Annotated in this window: 18 protein-coding genes and 1 pseudogene; 13 read left to right on the forward strand and 6 right to left on the reverse strand. The window is 68.3% G+C overall.

Going from position 1 to position 15710, the window contains the following annotated elements; all coding sequences use genetic code 11:
• From ccrA to AGRA3207_RS21820, 6 genes are all read left to right on the forward strand, one after another.
• Complete coding sequence (gene ccrA / locus AGRA3207_RS21795) at positions 1-1332, forward strand: crotonyl-CoA carboxylase/reductase (RefSeq protein ID WP_231328888.1); 1332 nt, start codon at positions 1-3, stop codon at positions 1330-1332.
• A gap of 68 nt (positions 1333-1400) precedes the next feature.
• The gene (locus AGRA3207_RS21800) at positions 1401-1811 is read left to right on the forward strand and encodes a VOC family protein (RefSeq protein WP_231328889.1); all 411 of its coding nucleotides are present in this window, start codon (positions 1401-1403) and stop codon (positions 1809-1811) included.
• A gap of 59 nt (positions 1812-1870) precedes the next feature.
• Positions 1871-2332 (forward strand): helix-turn-helix transcriptional regulator, encoded by a 462-nt coding sequence (locus AGRA3207_RS21805; protein ID WP_231328890.1) that lies wholly within the window; start codon positions 1871-1873, stop codon positions 2330-2332.
• 69 nt (positions 2333-2401) lie between these two features.
• The gene (locus AGRA3207_RS21810) at positions 2402-3313 is read left to right on the forward strand and encodes a hypothetical protein (RefSeq protein WP_231328891.1); all 912 of its coding nucleotides are present in this window, start codon (positions 2402-2404) and stop codon (positions 3311-3313) included.
• A 282-nt stretch (positions 3314-3595) separates the two neighbouring features.
• Complete coding sequence (locus AGRA3207_RS21815) at positions 3596-3853, forward strand: hypothetical protein (protein ID WP_231328892.1); 258 nt, start codon at positions 3596-3598, stop codon at positions 3851-3853.
• Positions 3854-4203: 350 nt separating this feature from the next.
• Complete coding sequence (locus AGRA3207_RS21820; RefSeq protein ID WP_231328893.1) at positions 4204-4467, forward strand: hypothetical protein; 264 nt, start codon at positions 4204-4206, stop codon at positions 4465-4467.
• A 112-nt stretch (positions 4468-4579) separates the two neighbouring features.
• Here AGRA3207_RS21820 and AGRA3207_RS21825 read toward each other — a convergent pair whose 3' ends face one another.
• The gene (locus tag AGRA3207_RS21825; protein WP_231328894.1) at positions 4580-4990 is read right to left on the reverse strand and encodes an SSI family serine proteinase inhibitor; all 411 of its coding nucleotides are present in this window, start codon (positions 4988-4990) and stop codon (positions 4580-4582) included.
• A gap of 648 nt (positions 4991-5638) precedes the next feature.
• Here AGRA3207_RS21825 and AGRA3207_RS21830 point away from each other — a divergent pair.
• Positions 5639-5902, forward strand: a complete 264-nt coding sequence (locus AGRA3207_RS21830; protein WP_231328895.1) for a hypothetical protein — start codon at positions 5639-5641, stop codon at positions 5900-5902.
• Between the two features lie 67 nt (positions 5903-5969).
• Here the strand turns inward: AGRA3207_RS21830 and AGRA3207_RS21835 are convergent, their stop codons facing one another.
• Positions 5970-6161, reverse strand: coding sequence for a hypothetical protein (locus AGRA3207_RS21835; RefSeq protein WP_231328896.1), 192 nt, complete (start codon positions 6159-6161; stop codon positions 5970-5972).
• Between the two features lie 625 nt (positions 6162-6786).
• Here AGRA3207_RS21835 and AGRA3207_RS21840 point away from each other — a divergent pair.
• From AGRA3207_RS21840 to AGRA3207_RS21850, 3 genes and pseudogenes are all read left to right on the forward strand, one after another.
• Positions 6787-7611: a helix-turn-helix domain-containing protein gene (locus AGRA3207_RS21840; RefSeq protein ID WP_231328897.1), complete on the forward strand. Its 825-nt coding sequence runs from the start codon at positions 6787-6789 to the stop codon at positions 7609-7611.
• Positions 7608-7676, forward strand: a pseudogene (locus AGRA3207_RS40290) (hypothetical protein); the annotation flags it as partial. The gene AGRA3207_RS21840 and the pseudogene AGRA3207_RS40290, both read left to right, overlap by 4 nt.
• Positions 7677-7775: 99 nt before the next feature.
• A complete protein-coding gene (locus AGRA3207_RS21850; RefSeq protein WP_231336343.1) occupies positions 7776-7979 on the forward strand; it encodes a DUF397 domain-containing protein in 204 nt (67 codons plus the stop codon).
• A 322-nt stretch (positions 7980-8301) separates the two neighbouring features.
• Here the strand turns inward: AGRA3207_RS21850 and AGRA3207_RS21855 are convergent, their stop codons facing one another.
• Genes AGRA3207_RS21855 through AGRA3207_RS21865 form a run of 3 tightly spaced genes read right to left on the reverse strand, consistent with a single transcriptional unit; the run spans position 8302 to position 10532 of the window.
• Positions 8302-9537, reverse strand: coding sequence for an RNA polymerase sigma factor (locus tag AGRA3207_RS21855; RefSeq protein ID WP_231328898.1), 1236 nt, complete (start codon positions 9535-9537; stop codon positions 8302-8304).
• Positions 9534-9857 (reverse strand): YciI family protein, encoded by a 324-nt coding sequence (locus AGRA3207_RS21860; protein ID WP_231328899.1) that lies wholly within the window; start codon positions 9855-9857, stop codon positions 9534-9536. Before AGRA3207_RS21860 ends, AGRA3207_RS21855 begins: the two co-directional genes overlap by 4 nt.
• Positions 9858-9911: 54 nt before the next feature.
• Positions 9912-10532 (reverse strand): dihydrofolate reductase family protein, encoded by a 621-nt coding sequence (locus AGRA3207_RS21865; protein WP_231328900.1) that lies wholly within the window; start codon positions 10530-10532, stop codon positions 9912-9914.
• A 408-nt stretch (positions 10533-10940) separates the two neighbouring features.
• Here AGRA3207_RS21865 and AGRA3207_RS21870 point away from each other — a divergent pair, with 408 nt between their 5' ends.
• Both AGRA3207_RS21870 and AGRA3207_RS21875 read left to right on the forward strand, forming a co-directional pair.
• Positions 10941-11483 (forward strand): dihydrofolate reductase family protein, encoded by a 543-nt coding sequence (locus tag AGRA3207_RS21870; RefSeq protein ID WP_231328901.1) that lies wholly within the window; start codon positions 10941-10943, stop codon positions 11481-11483.
• Between the two features lie 186 nt (positions 11484-11669).
• Entirely contained in the window at positions 11670-12527 is an 858-nt protein-coding gene (locus AGRA3207_RS21875; RefSeq protein WP_231328902.1) for an SDR family oxidoreductase, read from the forward strand.
• 68 nt (positions 12528-12595) lie between these two features.
• On the opposite strand, the gene AGRA3207_RS21880 is transcribed toward AGRA3207_RS21875, so the two are convergent.
• Entirely contained in the window at positions 12596-13657 is a 1062-nt protein-coding gene (locus tag AGRA3207_RS21880; RefSeq protein ID WP_231328903.1) for a S1 family peptidase, read from the reverse strand.
• A 1008-nt stretch (positions 13658-14665) separates the two neighbouring features.
• Here AGRA3207_RS21880 and AGRA3207_RS21885 point away from each other — a divergent pair.
• Positions 14666-15694 carry a helix-turn-helix transcriptional regulator gene (locus tag AGRA3207_RS21885; RefSeq protein ID WP_231328904.1) on the forward strand — a complete coding sequence of 343 codons (1029 nt, stop codon included), beginning with the start codon at positions 14666-14668 and terminating at the stop codon, positions 15692-15694.
• Positions 15695-15710 lie beyond the last annotated feature (16 nt).

The following is a 15710-nucleotide window of genomic DNA, read 5'->3' on the forward strand; positions in this document are numbered from 1 at the left end:
ATGGCCCACCCCGGCTCGTCCAACGCCCTGCTCGACGCCGTCCGCTCCGGCGCGAGCGGTCCCGAGCTCCTGGAACTCGACCTTCCGGCCCGGTACCGCGCCGCGTACACCCTGAAGGACGAGGTCGGGATCTTCGAGGGGCACGCCGACAAGGACGTCCGGCGCTCCCTGCACGTCGGCGAGGTCGAGATGCCCGAGCCGGCGCCGGACGAGTGCGTCGTCGCGGTCATGTCCGCGGCGATCAACTTCAACACGGTGTGGTCGGCGATCTTCGAGCCCGTCCCCACCTTCGCGTTCCTGGAGAGGTTCGGCCGCCGGGGCCCGCACGGCGCCCGGCACGACCTGCCGTACCACGTCCTGGGCTCGGACGGCGCGGGCGTGGTCGTCCGCACCGGCTCCGGCGTCAGGAGGTGGAAGGCCGGTGACAAGGTCGTCCTGTCCCCGGCCTACATGGACGAGGAGGACCACGGCTCCTACGACGACGCCATGATGAGCGAGGACCCGCTCGCCTGGGGCTTCGAGACGAACTTCGGCTCGCTGGGCGACTTCTGCCTCGTCAAGGCGAACCAGCTCATCCGCAAGCCCGCGCACCTCACCTGGGAGGAGGCGGGCGCCAGCACCCTGTGCGCCGCCACCGCGTACCGGATGCTCGTCGGCCCCCACGGCGCCCGCATGAAGCAGGGCGACGTCGTGCTGGTGTGGGGCGCCACCGGCGGCCTCGGCTCGTACGCGACGCAACTGGTCAAGAACGGCGGCGGCATCCCCGTCGCCGTGGTCTCCTCGGACGAGAAGGCCGCGCTCGTCCGCGCGCAGGGCTGCGAGCACGTCATCAACCGCAACGACCTCGACCTCGGCGAGCAGGGACTCCGCCACCCCAAGGCCGGGCGCCTGCTCGGCGAGGCGATCCGCCGCCTCGTCGGCGAGGACCCCGGCATCGTGTTCGAATACCTCGGCCGCGAGACGTTCGGCGCGTCCGTCTACGTCGCCAAACGCGGCGGGAGGATCGTCACCTGCGGATCCTCGACGGGCTACAGGCACGAGTACGACAACCGCTTCCTCTGGATGCGCCTGAAGAGCATCATCGGCTCCCACGGCTTCAACTACCACGAGGCCGTCGAGACGAACCGGCTCATCGCCCTCGGCATGATCCACCCGACGGTCTCCACGGTCTTCCCGCTGGACGAGGCGGGCGAGGCGACCCGCGCCGTCCAGACGAACCGTCATGTGGGCAAGGTCGCCGTCCTCTGCGCCGCCGCCGAGGAGGGCCAGGGCGTCGACGACCACGCCCTCCGCGACCGCCTGGCCGACAGGCTCCACCTGTACCGGCGCTGAAGCCACCTGGAGGAACCGGTCAGGAATCGAGAAGCCCCGATGACCGTCCCGCGCCTAGCGTGAGCGGCATGGACATCACCATTCACACCACCTTCCTTCCGCACGACGACCCGGACGCCTCCCTGGCCTTCTACCGCGACGTCCTCGGCTTCGAGGTCCGCGCCGACGTCGGCCAGGGCAAGATGCGCTGGATCACGGTCGGCCCGCCCGGCCAGCCCGGTACGTCCATCCTCCTGGCGCCGCCCGCCACCGACCCCGGGATCACCGACGACGAGCGCCGCACCATCGCCGAGATGATGGCCAAGGGCACCTACGGCTGGATCCTGCTCGCCACCCCGAATCTCGACGACACCTTCGAGAAGGTCCAGGCCGGCGACGCCGAGGTCGTCCAGGAGCCGACGGACCAGCCCTGGGGCGCCCGCGACTGCGCCTTCCGCGACCCCGCGGGCAACCTGATCCGCATCCAGGAACAGCGCTGAACGCCGCCTTACGAGCGGCCGTCCCCAGGTACTCGCGGAAACGGACAAGGAGTCTTCCGATGTGCAGTCCCGGCTGGTCACGCGCGCTCACCGCGGCGCAGCGCCTGAACGATCTCGCGCGGCTGCGCCGCGTCCGCGACCGGATCGACCGGGACTACGCACAGCCCCTGGACGTCGAGGCGCTCGCCCGTGGCGTGCACATGTCGGCGGGGCATCTCAGCCGCCAGTTCCGCCTCGCCTACGGCGAATCGCCGTACAGCTACCTGATGACGCGGCGCATCGAACGCGCCATGGCCCTGCTGCGCCGAGGTGACCTCAGCGTCACCGACGTGTGCTTCGCGGTCGGCTGCTCCTCGCTCGGCACGTTCAGCACCCGCTTCACCGAGCTGGTCGGCATCCCGCCCAGCGCCTACCGCCGCCGCACGGCAGGCGCTGGGGCGGAGATGCCCCCCTGCCTCGCGAAGCAGGTGACAAGACCCATCAGAAACCAGACACCAACCCCCGAACCACAACCAGCCTGACCTTTCGCCCCGGACTCGCCGGGAAAGTTTGAATTAACTCAGCGTGGTCTTCTGATTACTGTTAGTTTGATGCTCGTGCCTACGAACATGCATGAGCTGCCGCTGGAGATGGTTCGCAACCGGCCGGAACTCGTCCCCGCGTTACTGCGCACCGTCTTCAGCCTGGAGGTGCCCAGCCCAGACCGGATCACGCTGACGTCGGAGTCCTACGCTGACACGCATCCGGCCGAGCTGCGCTGTGACGCCACCGTCCTGCTGGGCGAACCCGAGGCCCCCGACCTCGGCGTCGTCGTGGAGTCGCAACTGCGGGCCCGGGAGGAGAAGAGATACAGCTGGCCCGCCTACCTGGCCGCACTACGCCTGCGCCGCAGGTGCCCGGTGGTACTGCTGGTGCTCTGCCCTGACCGGGCCACCGCCCGAGGCTGCGCGGTGCCGATCGACATGGGACATCCTGGATGGGTGCTGACGCCGCTTACCGTCTCCCCGGAGGTGCTGCCGCCCATCACTGATCCGAACGAGGCGCGCCGCCTGCCGGAACTCGCCGTGCTCAGTGCCCCCGCACATGCCGACGGACCACACGCCGAAGCCGTCCTGCACAGCGTCGCCGCCGCGATCGAGACCCTGTCCGACAATGTCGGTGACCTATATCATGACTACATCTTGCCGCAGCTCTCTGAAGCCGCCCAGAAGCTACTGGAGGAGACCGTGGAAAAGAATGAGTACACCTGGGTCTCGAAGTTCGCCGTGAACCACCGATCGGCCGGCCGTGAGGAAGGCCGTCGGGAAGGCCGGGCAGAAGGTGAGGCGGACATGCTCTTGTTCGTGCTCGAAACGCGTGGTATTTCGGTCTCTGACCAAGTTCGCGACCAGATCAGGGCCTGCAGTGATCTCGATCAGCTTCAACGCTGGGCCAAGTGCGCGCTGACCGCCGACTCGGCGGAAGATTTTACCTCCAACGTGTTGCAGCATAATACCGTGTGACACGGTCGATGCTGTCGGTTTACCTGTGAGTCGGCCGATGAGCAAAAAGGTCTCCGGAGGGTGCCCCGGATCGAGCGGGGCTTCTTGTTTTGCAACCTCAGCAAGCACGCATGACAGTCGCGTCTTTGCGCATGGTTTGCGCCGCCGCTTCCATGCCTGCTGCTGACGGAGCTTCTTGGCTGAGAGCCGGGGCGGTCGTGGTCAGGGCCGGGCTTCGGGTGACGGTGGGCGGCGGCGCGCTGGGGTGGTCAGAAGTCGAGGACGTGGCCGTGCCGGATCGCGGTGCAGCTCTCTGAAACCGCGCGCAAGCTCCTGGAGGAGACCGTGGAGAGGAACGGCCACAAGTGGATGTCGGACTTCGCCAAAGACCACCTCGCCGGAGGTGAGGCGAGGGCCGTCCTGCTCCTGCTGGGTGTGCGCGGTATTCCGGTTTCCGACGATGTCCGCGATCGGATCAACGGCTGCACTGATATCGATCAGCTGGACCGCTGGCTCAAGCGCGCTGCTGCTGCCAAGACCGCGGAGGAGCTCTTCCTCTGATCGTTTGTGCCGTTACCGGGTCAAGGGTGCTGTCTGAGGCCGGGTCTGTGCACTCACAAGCGTGCGCCGAGGGCCGCTGGCGGCGGGGTCCCGGACGGTTTCACCGCCGCGCTGGGGCCCTGGCAGGGCGGTCGTAGCCCATGATCACTGCAACGCCCTTCAGCTCTCTTAGGCCCGCCCGTAGCTACTGAAGGAGACCGTGGAAAGAACCGCTACACCTGGGTCTCGAAGTTCGCCGTGAACCACCGATTGGCAGGCCGCGAGGAAGGCCGCGCAGAAGGTGGGACGGACGTGCTCTTGTTCGTGCTCGAAACGCGTCTGAAGCCGCCCGCCAAATCCCGGAGGAGATTGTGGAGCAGAACGGTCACGAGTGGATGTCCAACCTCGTTGAAGGCCACCGCGCACGAGGACGCTCGGAGGCTTTTATAGAAGATTTTGTAAAAGGTCTAGCCAAGGGTCATGCCAAGGCTGTTCTGATCCTGCTGGGTGTGCGTGGCTTCTCGGTCTCCGATGACGATCGGGATCGGATCAACAACTGCACTGATATCGATCAGTTCGACCACTGGCTCAAGTGCGCCGTCACTGCGCAGAGCGCCGAGGAATTCGTCCTCTGATCATCCTTCATCGGTCGCGAAGGTGCGGCCCGGGGAGACCTCGCGCGCCGCCGTCGTGGGTGTCGGTGAGGGAGCTTCTCGGGTGACGGTGGGCGGCGGCGCGCTGGGGTGGTCAGAAGTCGAGGACGTGGCCGTGCCTGATCGCGGCGCAGCCGTCGTTCGTGATGGTCTCGGAGTAGGGCTTGATCGGCTGGCCGCGCCAGTATCCGGTCGCGGTGGCATCGACGGGGATCCAGATCTGAAGGCAGCTGACGTGCGGCTTCGGGGGGACGAGCTGGATGTCCCCTCCGACGGCGGCGAGTTCGGCGCAGGCGGCCGCCGCGTTCTTGTGGGTGCCCCCGGCCGGGTCGCAGGTAAGCGTCGCGGTGCGCCCTGCCCTACCGGACTGAGGAGCGACGCTGAGGTGGATCAGCGTCTGCGGTGCGGACGGGCTGGCCGTGGCGGATGCCGGGGCGGCCACCGTGGCGGCACCGCCCGCCAGCAGGGAGAGACACAGAAGTAAGCGAGTCGTGGCGAGTGGCATGACATTCTCCCTAACTTGGAGTAAGTGATCTCATTACACCATCTGTAGTGTGTGGTGCATCGTCCGGAAGCGGCCACGGTGGCGTAGGCGCCCGGGGCCGTTAGTGATCATCGGCGGTTCGTGCTGCCGCCGCGGGACACCCTGCGCTCAGGAATCCGCAGAAATGGACGTTGTGTAGTAGGGATGACTTCGTGGCTAGGTACATCTTCGAGACCTGAACTGATTTCTGCGCGTTCATCTTTCCGACCTTTGGGGGTTGGATTCAGGCTCTCTGTCTTCTTTGGTCGGCGTAAAGGCGTGATGGTAGTGCCAGCTATACCGAAGATCACCCGCAGGCGGGGACGACCGGCCGGGGCTCGTGACTGCAAACTGCGTATACCGACGCGGTAAGGGCGGTGATCGAAGCCCTGTGGATTGCCCTCCGGGGATTTATCCGAAGGTGCCGAGCTGGAAGGTCGGTGCCGAACGCGTCTCGGTATGTCCGGTACAGCTGGAAAAGGAGATCGTTCGATGCGCGCGAAGATTCTCGTTGGAATGTCCCTGGCCGCGGCAGTGTCGGGTGGACTGGGAGCCATTCCGGCCATGGCCGCTCCGGCCGCCCCGGCCGCCCCCGCCAAGGCCGCCGCTGTGTGTACGGTCACGGCGGACATGCAGGAGGTCGAGCACCCCGTGCACAAGGTCTTGCTGGCCGCCGACATGTGGAAGGTGCAGTGTGAGGAGACGCGTCAGGTGAAGGTGAAGATCGACTACGTGACCGGGCGGACGGTCACCTCGGAGGCCAACGTCGAGGCCGGGACCGAGTGGGAGGCCCTGGACTTCTCCCAGGACACCAGCGGCCGGGGCACGAGCGGCTACATCTCCTTCTACGAGAACGGCGAGTTCGTGTACGGGGAGAACCTCAACTGGAACTGACCGTCCAACGTCGTGTGCCTCGTCCTCCCGGATAGGAATGGGCCTCGGACATCCGTGCGCGATGCTCTCAGAATGTGCCTTGATGTTCGAGGGCCTCACCTATCCGAGGGATGAGCTGGGCGGAGATCCTGCCCACGGCCCAATCGGGGTCGGCACAGGGGGCAAGCGGCTCATCGCCGCCCGACACGTACCAGAAGCCCGCGTCCTCGCGTACCACGGTGACGCCGGCCTTGACACGCGGCACCTGCGGGTCGAACACGCGCAGCCTCGGTGGGGAAACAGCGAGCCGAGCGTGCACGGTCCAACCCTGGCGTCGCAACCGGCGGGCGAGACGTCTGAGATGGCGTCTCGTCCGCCACACGTCGAGAGGACGCGGCGCGGCCGGTGAGCCAGGGGGGATCTCCACCGGCCACGCCGTCGCCCTCTCGGGCCGAGCCGTCCGGGGGTGGACGGCCCGCTCCGGTGGCGGGGTGGACGCTGGGGTCCGCCCCGTCACCAGAACCTCTTCACGGCGGTGCTCGCACGGGCCGCCTCCCGGGTCAGCTCCGCCCGCAGCGCGATCGGGTCGGGACGCATCACCGTCGCATCCACCCCGGCCTTCGGGTCGATGAGAGTCGCGACATATTCCCCAAGTCCCCCATCCCACCGGCGAGACCGCCAAATGCGATGTCCGGGAAAATCTTCGCGTAGACGTTCGAGGGCCGGATTCTCTGGTTTCGGAACTGTGTCTTCCATGGAAGGTCCCATGCTGTGATCTGCGATCGGTGATTGTGTTATACAGAATCACAGCAATGCGTCGTCCCTGGCCACGAAGCCGAAGCGGGGTGACGCTCGCCCCCCTCATAGATCAACTAAACCCAGGGACGGGTTTGGTGGGAGTTCCCATGGGATCGAACAAGGAACCATACGAAGCCCCCGCAATTCAGGCGTTCGGCTCCGAAGTGACCGCCTGGCGTACGGCGGCCGGGCTCAACAAGACGGAGTTCGCCGAGAGCCTCGGATACACCCCCCAGTGGATCAGTCAGATCGAGTCCGCCAAGAGCATCCCGTCGAAGGAGTTCGCCGAGAACCTCGATACCTTCTTCCAGACCAACGGCCTCTTCTTCCGCCAGTGGAAGCGCATCGTCGAGACCCGCCACCTGGCCGTCCTCCCGCCCGGCTTCGCCGAGTACCTGGAGCGGGAAGCGGAGGCGGACCAGCTGCGGGTCTATCAGCTCATGCTCGTTCACGGCCTGCTTCAGACGGAAAGCTACATACGCACGGTCGTCGGACACGACCAAGACCCGGACACCGCCGAGCGCCTCGTCGCCGAACGCCTCAAGAGACAGGAAATCCTCACCCGTCAGAACGCGCCACGCGTCTGGTTCACCCTCGACGAGGGCGCCCTACGCCGCGCGATCACCGGACGGGACGTCATGCAGGAGCAGCTCGCACACATCCTCGCTTTGGGAGAGCTTCCCAACGTCTCGATCGATGTCGTACCGCAGTGCCCGACGTACTATCCCGGGCTAGCCGGGAGTTTCACCATGCTCGGCTTTGTCAACGGTCCAGATGTTGCGTACACCGAATCGGCGGGGCAGGGAATACTCATCCAGGAGCCACGGATTGTCGGTAGTTTCGCAGTACGGTACAACTCACTGCGAGGCGACGCGCTCCGTGTCGAGGAGTCGCGAGCCTTGATCACGAGCGTGATGGAGGAGTACGGATGACCGCACCGGATCTATCGGCCGTGAAGTGGCGCAAGGCGAGCCGCAGTGCTCATGAGGGCGGTGACTGCGTCGAGATCGGGAGTATTCCGCAAGTAGCCGTTGAGGCATGGCACAAGGCGAGCCGCAGCGCTCATCAAGGCGGTGACTGCGTCGAGGTCGGAGAGGTGACACGGGCGTCGGCCGAGGCGTGGCGCAAGGCCAGCCGCAGCGGGCACGAGGGTGGTCAGTGCGTCGAGGTGGCGGAGGTCGGGCCGGTCGTGGCCGTCCGGGACTCCAAGGACCCGGACGGGCCGAAGCTGGCCTTCGGGGCCGCCGACTGGCGCGCGTTCACGCGCCGCGTCAGGGCGAGCGCCTACGACCTGACCTGACCTTCGTCGATTCTCCTCGTGCACGGGCCCTCGTCTGCAGGATCACTGTCCCAAGGACGAGGGCTCTTGCTGTGTGAGGTGCGAGGAGTTGGCCGGAGGCGCTGGGTGATCCCTCGGGGCCGCCGACTGGCGTGCCTTCACGCGCCGCGTCAGGGCGAGTGCCTACGACCTCACCTGACCTTGCCCGATTCCCCTCGTCCACGAGCCCTCGTCTGCAGGATCACTGTCCCAAGGACGAGGGCTCCTGCTGTGTGAGGTGCGGGGAGCTTCGCCGGACGAGCCGGGGTGATCCTCGGGGCCGCCGACTGCGGTGTTCGCCGTGCTAGCGGAGTTGGTCGCGGCGGCGGGTCAGGTAGGCGGTCTCGGCGGTGTTGCCCGCCAGTTCGATCGCCTTGTCGTAGGCCGCGCGTGACTGCTGACTGCGGCCCAGTCGGCGCAGCAGGTCGGCGCGGGTGGCGTGGTAGGCGTGGTAGTCGGCCAGCCTGTCCTCAAGACGGTCGACGGCCGCGAGTGCCACCTCCGGGCCGTCGAGTTCGGCGACCGCTATGGCCCGGTTGAGGGCGATGATCGGGGAGGTGTCGAGGCGGACGAGCTGGTCGTAGAGGGCGAGGACCTGTGACCAGTCGGTGTCGCGGATGTCGCGGGCGGAGGTGTGCACGGCGTTGATCGCGGCGAGGATCTGGTAGCGGCCCGGAGGCACCCCGGCGGCGGCAGCGGCGAGGCGCTCGCGCACCAGGCGGTGTCCCTCGGCGATGAGTGTCGCGTCCCAGGCCCCGCGGTCCTGCTCGTCGAGGGCGACGAGCTCGCCACCGGCCGAGACCCGGGCGGTGCGGCGGGCCTCGGTGAGCAGCATCAGCGCCAGCAGCCCGGCCACCTCGCCGTCGTCCGGGAGGAGGGCGCGGATCAGGCGGGTGAGGCGGATCGCCTCGGCGGTCAGGTCGTGGCGTACGGGATTGGTGTCGGGGCCGGTCGCCAGGTAGCCCTCGTTGAACACGAGGAACAGGACGGCGAGCACGCCGGAGACACGCGCCGGGAGATCCTCGGCGGACGGCACCCGGTAGGGGATGCGCGCCGCCTTGATCTTGGCCTTCGCGCGGGTGATCCGCTGCCCCATCGCGGCCTCGGACGCCAGGAAGGCGCGGGCGATCTCGGGGACGGTCAGGCCGCCGACCAGGCGCAGCGTCAGCGCCACGCGGGTCTCCATCGCCAGCGCGGGGTGGCAGCAGATGAAGATCAACCGGAGCCGGTCGTCGTCGATGGCGCCGACAGGCTCGGGCGGGTCGCCGCCGGACACCATCTGAGCCTCCTTGTGCTTGTCGTCGCGCTTGTTCTCGCGCCGGATCCGGTCGATGGCCTTGCGGTTGGCGGTGGTGGTCAGCCAGGCGCCGGGGTTGGGCGGCACGCCGTCGGCGGGCCACCGCTGGACGGCGGTGGCGAACGCCTCGGCGGCCGCCTCCTCGGCGATGTCGAGGTCACCGAAGCGCCTGGTCAGGGCGGCGACCACCCGGGCCCACTCCTCATGGTGGGCCCGGGTGACCGCCTCGTCGACGTCGCTCATTGGAACGGCCGGACCTCGATCTTCCGGTCGCAGACCTTCGACGCCTCGGCGGCGAGCTTGAGCGCGACGTCCAGATCGGGGGCCTCCCACACCCAGACCCCGGCGAGGTACTCCTTCGACTCCAGGAACGGGCCGTCGCTGAACACCGCCTGCTCGCCCCGGTTGTCGACGACCGTGGCCGCGTCGGTGTCCGCGAGCCCGCCCGCGAAGACCCAGTGACCGTCGGCGATCAGCCGTTCGTTGAACTCGCTGATGGCGGGCCGCCTGTCGGTGCTGCCGGGATTGTCCTTGTCATCGATCACGGAAACCAGATACCGCATCTGAAGATCATCTCCTGTGGTGTCACGACGGGCGTGGCCGGGTGGCCGGGGACGTCACGCCGCCCCCGCGTACTGCGGGCGCCCGGCCGGCCGGTAGACCTGGATGGACACGCCCTTGGAGTCGACGCGCGACTCGACCGGGTCGAGCGCGAGATCCGGACCCGCGTCGGGGAACAGCCGCGTGCCCTGGCCGACGACCACCGGGACGGTGATCAGGGTCATCTCGTCGACCAGGTCATTCTCCAGCAGCCACCGGATCAGGAGGCCACTGCCGTGCACCTGCAGCTCGCCCCCCGGCTTGGCCTTCAGTTCCCGGACGGCGGCCGCGACGTCCCCGGACAGGACGGTCGAGTTCGACCACGCCGCTTCGGTGAGCGTGGTCGACGCGACGTACTTGGGCCGCGTGTTCAACGCTTCGACGACCGACGCCCAGCCGGGGACGTCCTGAACCGTGAAGGTCCCCCACGAACCGGCGAACAGCTCGTAGGTCTGCCGCCCGAACAGGAACGCATCGGCGCGCTCGAAGGTCTGCCTGATGTAGGCGCGGGTCTCGTCGTCGCCCTTCCCCAGGGCCCATCCGCCGCGCTCGAACCCGTTCCTGCGGTCGTCCGACGGGCCGCCGTTGCCCTGCATCACTCCGTCGATGGTGATCTGGGTCATGGTCGTCAGCTTCATGATCGAGGTTCCTTCGCCTTGGCGCCGCCCCTTGTGGACGGCCTCACCTTCGCTACGAACACCACCGCCCAGATCCGACACCGCCCCCCGGAATTCCTCGAAAAAGTTTTGGGACGACGGATCGGCCACGGGATCGTGCCCCGTCCGGTCAGAGTCAGGGCGCCCCGCACCAGCACATACGGCGCTCCGGAGCCCGCTGCATCCGCTACCGGGTCACTTCCCCCGCACGGCCGTTCTTCACGTTGATCTACGTGACCGGTATGCGGGCCGAGGCGGAGATCAGCCTGTGACGCCGTCACCGGCGGCCCGCCGTGGGCGCTAGCCGCCCGTCGACCCCCGCGATGATTTCCGCCGTCCGCTCTGGTCGACACACCAGAGCAGATCCCATTACGGGGAGGGGAACAGCGCATGGCCTCACTGGTCTTGAAGATGTCCGTTTCGCTCGACGGCTATGTCGCACCGCCTGACGGGAGCGGCGACTGGATCGCCGCGGGAGGTTCCGAAGACGCCCTCAGCTGGAACGTCGAGACCGTGGGCAACGCCGGTGCGCACCTCATGGGTGCCGCCACCTACGCGGCGATGGCCGCCCACTGGCCCGGCGACTCCGGGCCGTTCGCCAAGCCGATGAACGAGATCCCCAAGGTCGTGTTCTCGGACTCGCTCACGTCCGCCGACTGGGGCGAGACGACGATCGCCGTCGGAGACCTGACGAAGAACATCACGCGCCTCAAGGAGGAGCGCTTCGATGGCTATTTGCTCGCTCACGGCGGCGTACGGTTCGCCCGATCGCTGGTCGCGACCGGCTTGATCGACGAGTACCGCCTTCTCGTCCATCCCGTCGTCCTGGGGGCGGGGGAGCGGATCTTCCGCGCGCCGCTCGCCATCGAGCCGGTGAGCACCACCGTCTTCAGCGGCGGGGCCGTCGCCCATGTCTTCGCGTCGCATCCCTGATCGAGCCTGACCGGCCAGGGGAGCGGACGCCGTCGCCTCGCTGCGACTGTGGACGGCCGATGACGCGTGTCGGTGATCTGGCTCGGCGGCGGAGCTAGGGTGGTCGGTGGCGGGGTGCTGCGTCGGAACGCCCTGTCGGCCGGAACGGTCTCCATGGCGCGTAGTGATACGTGCATGGGAGCCGTGATGGCAGGTCTCGATCGCAAGCCCGTCCTGGTCGTGGGAGCCCGCGGGAACATCGGCAGGTGCGTCCTCGCACAGCTGCTGGACGAACGCCGCCCGGTCCGTGTCTCGGCGCGGCGTCCCGGAAAGGTGCGGTTTCCCGGCGGTGTCGAGGTGTTCGCCGCGGACGTGACCGAACCCGCGAGCCTCCGTCCGGCGTTCGAGGGTGCCGGGCGGGTGTTCCTGTACGCCGACCACGGCAGCGTCGACGGTGTCGTTCGCGAGGCCCGCGCCGCCGGGGTGGAACGTCTGGTGCTGCTGTCCTCGGGCAGCGTGATCCACCCGACCTCGGCGGGCAACACCCTCACCGAACGGCACCGGCGGACCGAGGACGCCTTCGCCGCCGCGCCGGGCCCGCCGGTGGTGCCGATCCGTCCGCTGGTATTGGCCACGAATGCCCTGGGATGGGCCTATCTGCTGCGCACCACCGGGAGCGTGCCGCTGTACCGGCCGGACGCGCTGACCGCTCCGGTCCATGAGCGGGACGTGGCCGCCTTCGCGTGCGCGGCGCTGACCGGCGCCGTCACACCGGCGCTGAGCGGGATGCTCACCGGGCCGGTCCGGACGTCCCAGCGCGACCAGGTCGCCGTGATCGGACGTGTCGTCGGCGAGCCGATCCCGGTCAGGGAGCTGTCGCGTCCCGACGCGCTCGCCCGGTTCTCGGAGTTCATGCCGGTTGAGGACGCCGAGGCGGTGCTGCGGTTCCTCGACGACGCGGCCGCCGGGAACTCGCCCGCGACCACCGCTGTGGAGGACGTCCTGGGCCGTCCCGCGATCGGGTTCGAGCAGTGGGCGGCCGACCACGCGGACGACTTCAGCTGACCCGGAAAAGGGATGTGGGGCTCCCGGCAGGCCGGGAGCCCCACAGTCGCGAGAGGGGGAGCTGAACCTTACTTCTTCAGGGTGAGGTTGCCGGCCTGCATGGCCTCGTCCAGCGGCTGGAAGAACGACTCGAAGCCGCTTCCGCTGCAGGAGCTGCCGCTGATGCCGGAGGTGATCCCGACGGCGATGTTGCCGCTCTGCAGCGAGCCGCCGCTGTCACCGGGCTGGGCGCAGGCGTTGGTCGCGATCAGGCCCGTGACCGCGCCCTCCGAGTAGTTCACCGTGCGGTCGTACGCCTTGATCGACCCGGAGGTCGTGCCGGTCGTGGAGCCCTTCTTCTGGACCTGGGTGCCGACCGGCGGCTTGCCCACCTCGGTGAGCTGGTCGTTGGTGGTGGTCATCGAGGTGTTGGTGACCCGGATCGTGCCGTAGTCGTTGTTCGGGAAGCTGCTGAGCTGCCGGGTCCCGACGGTCTGGCCGCCGGCCGTCCAGGTGGAGCCGGCGTTGGTGCAGTGCCCGGCGGTGACCAGGTACGTCGTGCTTCCGCTGACACCGAACGCCGACACCGAGCAGCGCGAGCCGCCCGTCATGATCGCGTCACCCGGGCCGAGCGTCACGTGCGCCGGGCCCGCGACCTTCTCGATCTTCACGACGCCGCTGATCGCGCGTGCGCGCTTGATGAAGGACTTGGTGGCGGCGTCCTTGTCGTTCTTCGGCACGTAGACGACGACGGCGTTGGACACGACGTCGACGCCCCAGGAGAGACCGGTGGTCCCCTTGGTGCCCGCGAGACGGTCGAGCCGGGACTTGGAGTCGTTGAGCGGCTGCATACCGTGCTTGACGATGCGGGCCTTCGCGCCGGCCGTCCGGACCTGCTGGGCGGCCGAGGCGTTGGTGACGTTGACGACGAGCTTTCCGGCACCGTCGAGGTAGGAGCCGGCCTGCTGGGAGCCGAGCCGGCCGATGAGCTGATCGGACAGCTTCGTCTCGGGAGACTGAGCGTACGGAACGGTCCCTGCCGCCTGCGTCGCGGCGGTCGCCGGAACGGTCCCGAGCGCCGGCAGTGTGATCAGGGTCGCGGCACCCAACAGCGGGGGGACCATGCGTTTGAGGTGCGTTCCACGATTCACTCTTGTCCACCTTCCGCCGCCGACCGCCGGGGGCGTCGGCGGCAACTGGGTTGCGGGGGACGCGCCTGATCGGCGAACTCGCTGGGGCAGGGCTCGCGATAAGGGCGCCGTGTGACAGCAAGGTACGTCGATGAGCTGTCAGTAACCAGATTCAAGCCGTAACTGAAATTTCAGTCCGCCCCGATTGCGCTAGAACTCGATGAACTACGCAGATACTTATCGGATCGCTCCGCGGCTCCCTATTCAATGCCGTGTGACACGGCTCTCCGGTCCATTTCGGAGCGGGATTGAGCGAGGTATTGCCGCTGGTCGTGCCGGTGGTCCCGCCCGGCCGCCGCTCTCGTCGCGCGCGACCCGCGACGGGTGCGGTCGGCGTCGGGCATCCCGCCGTGGCGCCGCCTGTTCGGTCGTCCAGCGGCGGGGGTGACGGTCGGTTGAATACCTGCGCCGGGGACTCCGCGGCCCTGCCGATCGCCGTGCCTGACAGGACATTCGCGATATCCCGTCAGGGCCCGGCATCCCCTTCCCGGGTCCTTCCGGGCACTTCCGGGCACTTCCGGGCCCTTCCAGGTCCATCCACGTTCTTCCAGGTCTTTCGTGCTCTGACACCGGAGCCATGGCCCGGCGCTACCACACTCGGGACACCCGTCCGTCCTCACCAGCCGGGGTCTTGAAACCGGCGCCGTGCGTCCAGCGTGCTCTGATCGTCGCTCCGTCGGATTCATCGCCGGGCCCGGGCGCTGGTGGGTGATCACCGCCTGGCACGGTTGGCAGGTCGCCGGTCGATCGTCTTGGAACGTCCCTGTGAGGCTAACCGCACGGTCACATCTCCCTTCGGGAGCACCTCGCCGGGCGCGGCGAGATGCCCTCCGATGACCCTTTCATCCGAGATTCTGGACCTGAAAATCGGTTCATATCGCCTTTCTTGCACGATCAACAAGCCGCTCCTGAGATGGGGTTCTCCCGCGCCGGAACGTGCGAAATGAATGATCAGCGCATACTGGAGCAATGCACGCTCGGGAGGCGCCGGTCGGCCAGCTCGCGGCGATGGCCCAGGAGGCCGTGACCGTTCCCGAGCTCGGTGCCCTCGTCTCGAACGAGGTCGCGCAGTGGGTGCCGCACGAGGGGTACATGCTCGTGGGGATCGATCCCCTGACCGGCGCGGGATGCTTCTATGCCGGGCAGAACGGCTACAGCGCGGCGGCGGTCCGGCTGATCGCGCGGACGGACGCCGCGGGCGGCGACGCGCACCGCTACTCCGCGCTGATCCACGGCCCCCGGCCGGTCGGGGTGCTCAGCCTCGGATCGTCCCGGTACCGCGACAGCCGGCGGCTGAACGAGGTCATGATCGCCGGTGGCTACGGCAGCGAAATGCGCCTCGTGCTGAAACACCGCGGCCTCGGCTGGGGGGCGCTGGTCCTGGTGCGCGGGCTGGGCGACAGGCCGTTCTCGGAGGACGAGGCCGGGCACGCCGCCCGGCTGTCGGAGCCCCTCGCCCTCGCGCTGAAGGGCTTCATGGCGGGCCGGACGCTCCGTCCCGCGCGGCCGGGCCGTCCGCCCGGCGTGTTCGTCGTCGCCGCCGACGGCTCGGTCGTCGGCGAGACCGAGTCGGCGCGCCACTGGCTCGCCGAGGCGGCCCCCATGAACATGCTGGTGACGTGCCCGGCCCGGCTCGACGAGTCGCTGTGGTGCATCTCCGTCATGGCCCAGCACGCCGCCCGGCCGGTGCTCAGCCGGATCCCCGCGCCCACGGGCTGGATGGCGCTGTCGGCCGAGCCGATCGCCGGTTCCGGCCGGGTCGCCGTCGTCGTGCGGCCCGCCACCGCCGACATGCTGCTCCCTACGATGGCGGTGCTGCACGGGATCACCGACCGCGAGCGGACGGTGATCGAGCAGCTCCTCACCGGGCTGTCCGCGAAGCAGATCGCACGGCGCCTGCGCATGTCGCCGCACACGGTCAACGGCCACCTCAAGGCGATCTACCGGAAGATCGGCGTGACCGGACGCGACGAGCTGATGGCCACCTTCATGTCCTGAGCCACCGTCCCGGCCG

Source organism: Actinomadura graeca (genome assembly GCF_019175365.1).
Classification (GTDB): domain Bacteria; phylum Actinomycetota; class Actinomycetes; order Streptosporangiales; family Streptosporangiaceae; genus Spirillospora; species Spirillospora graeca.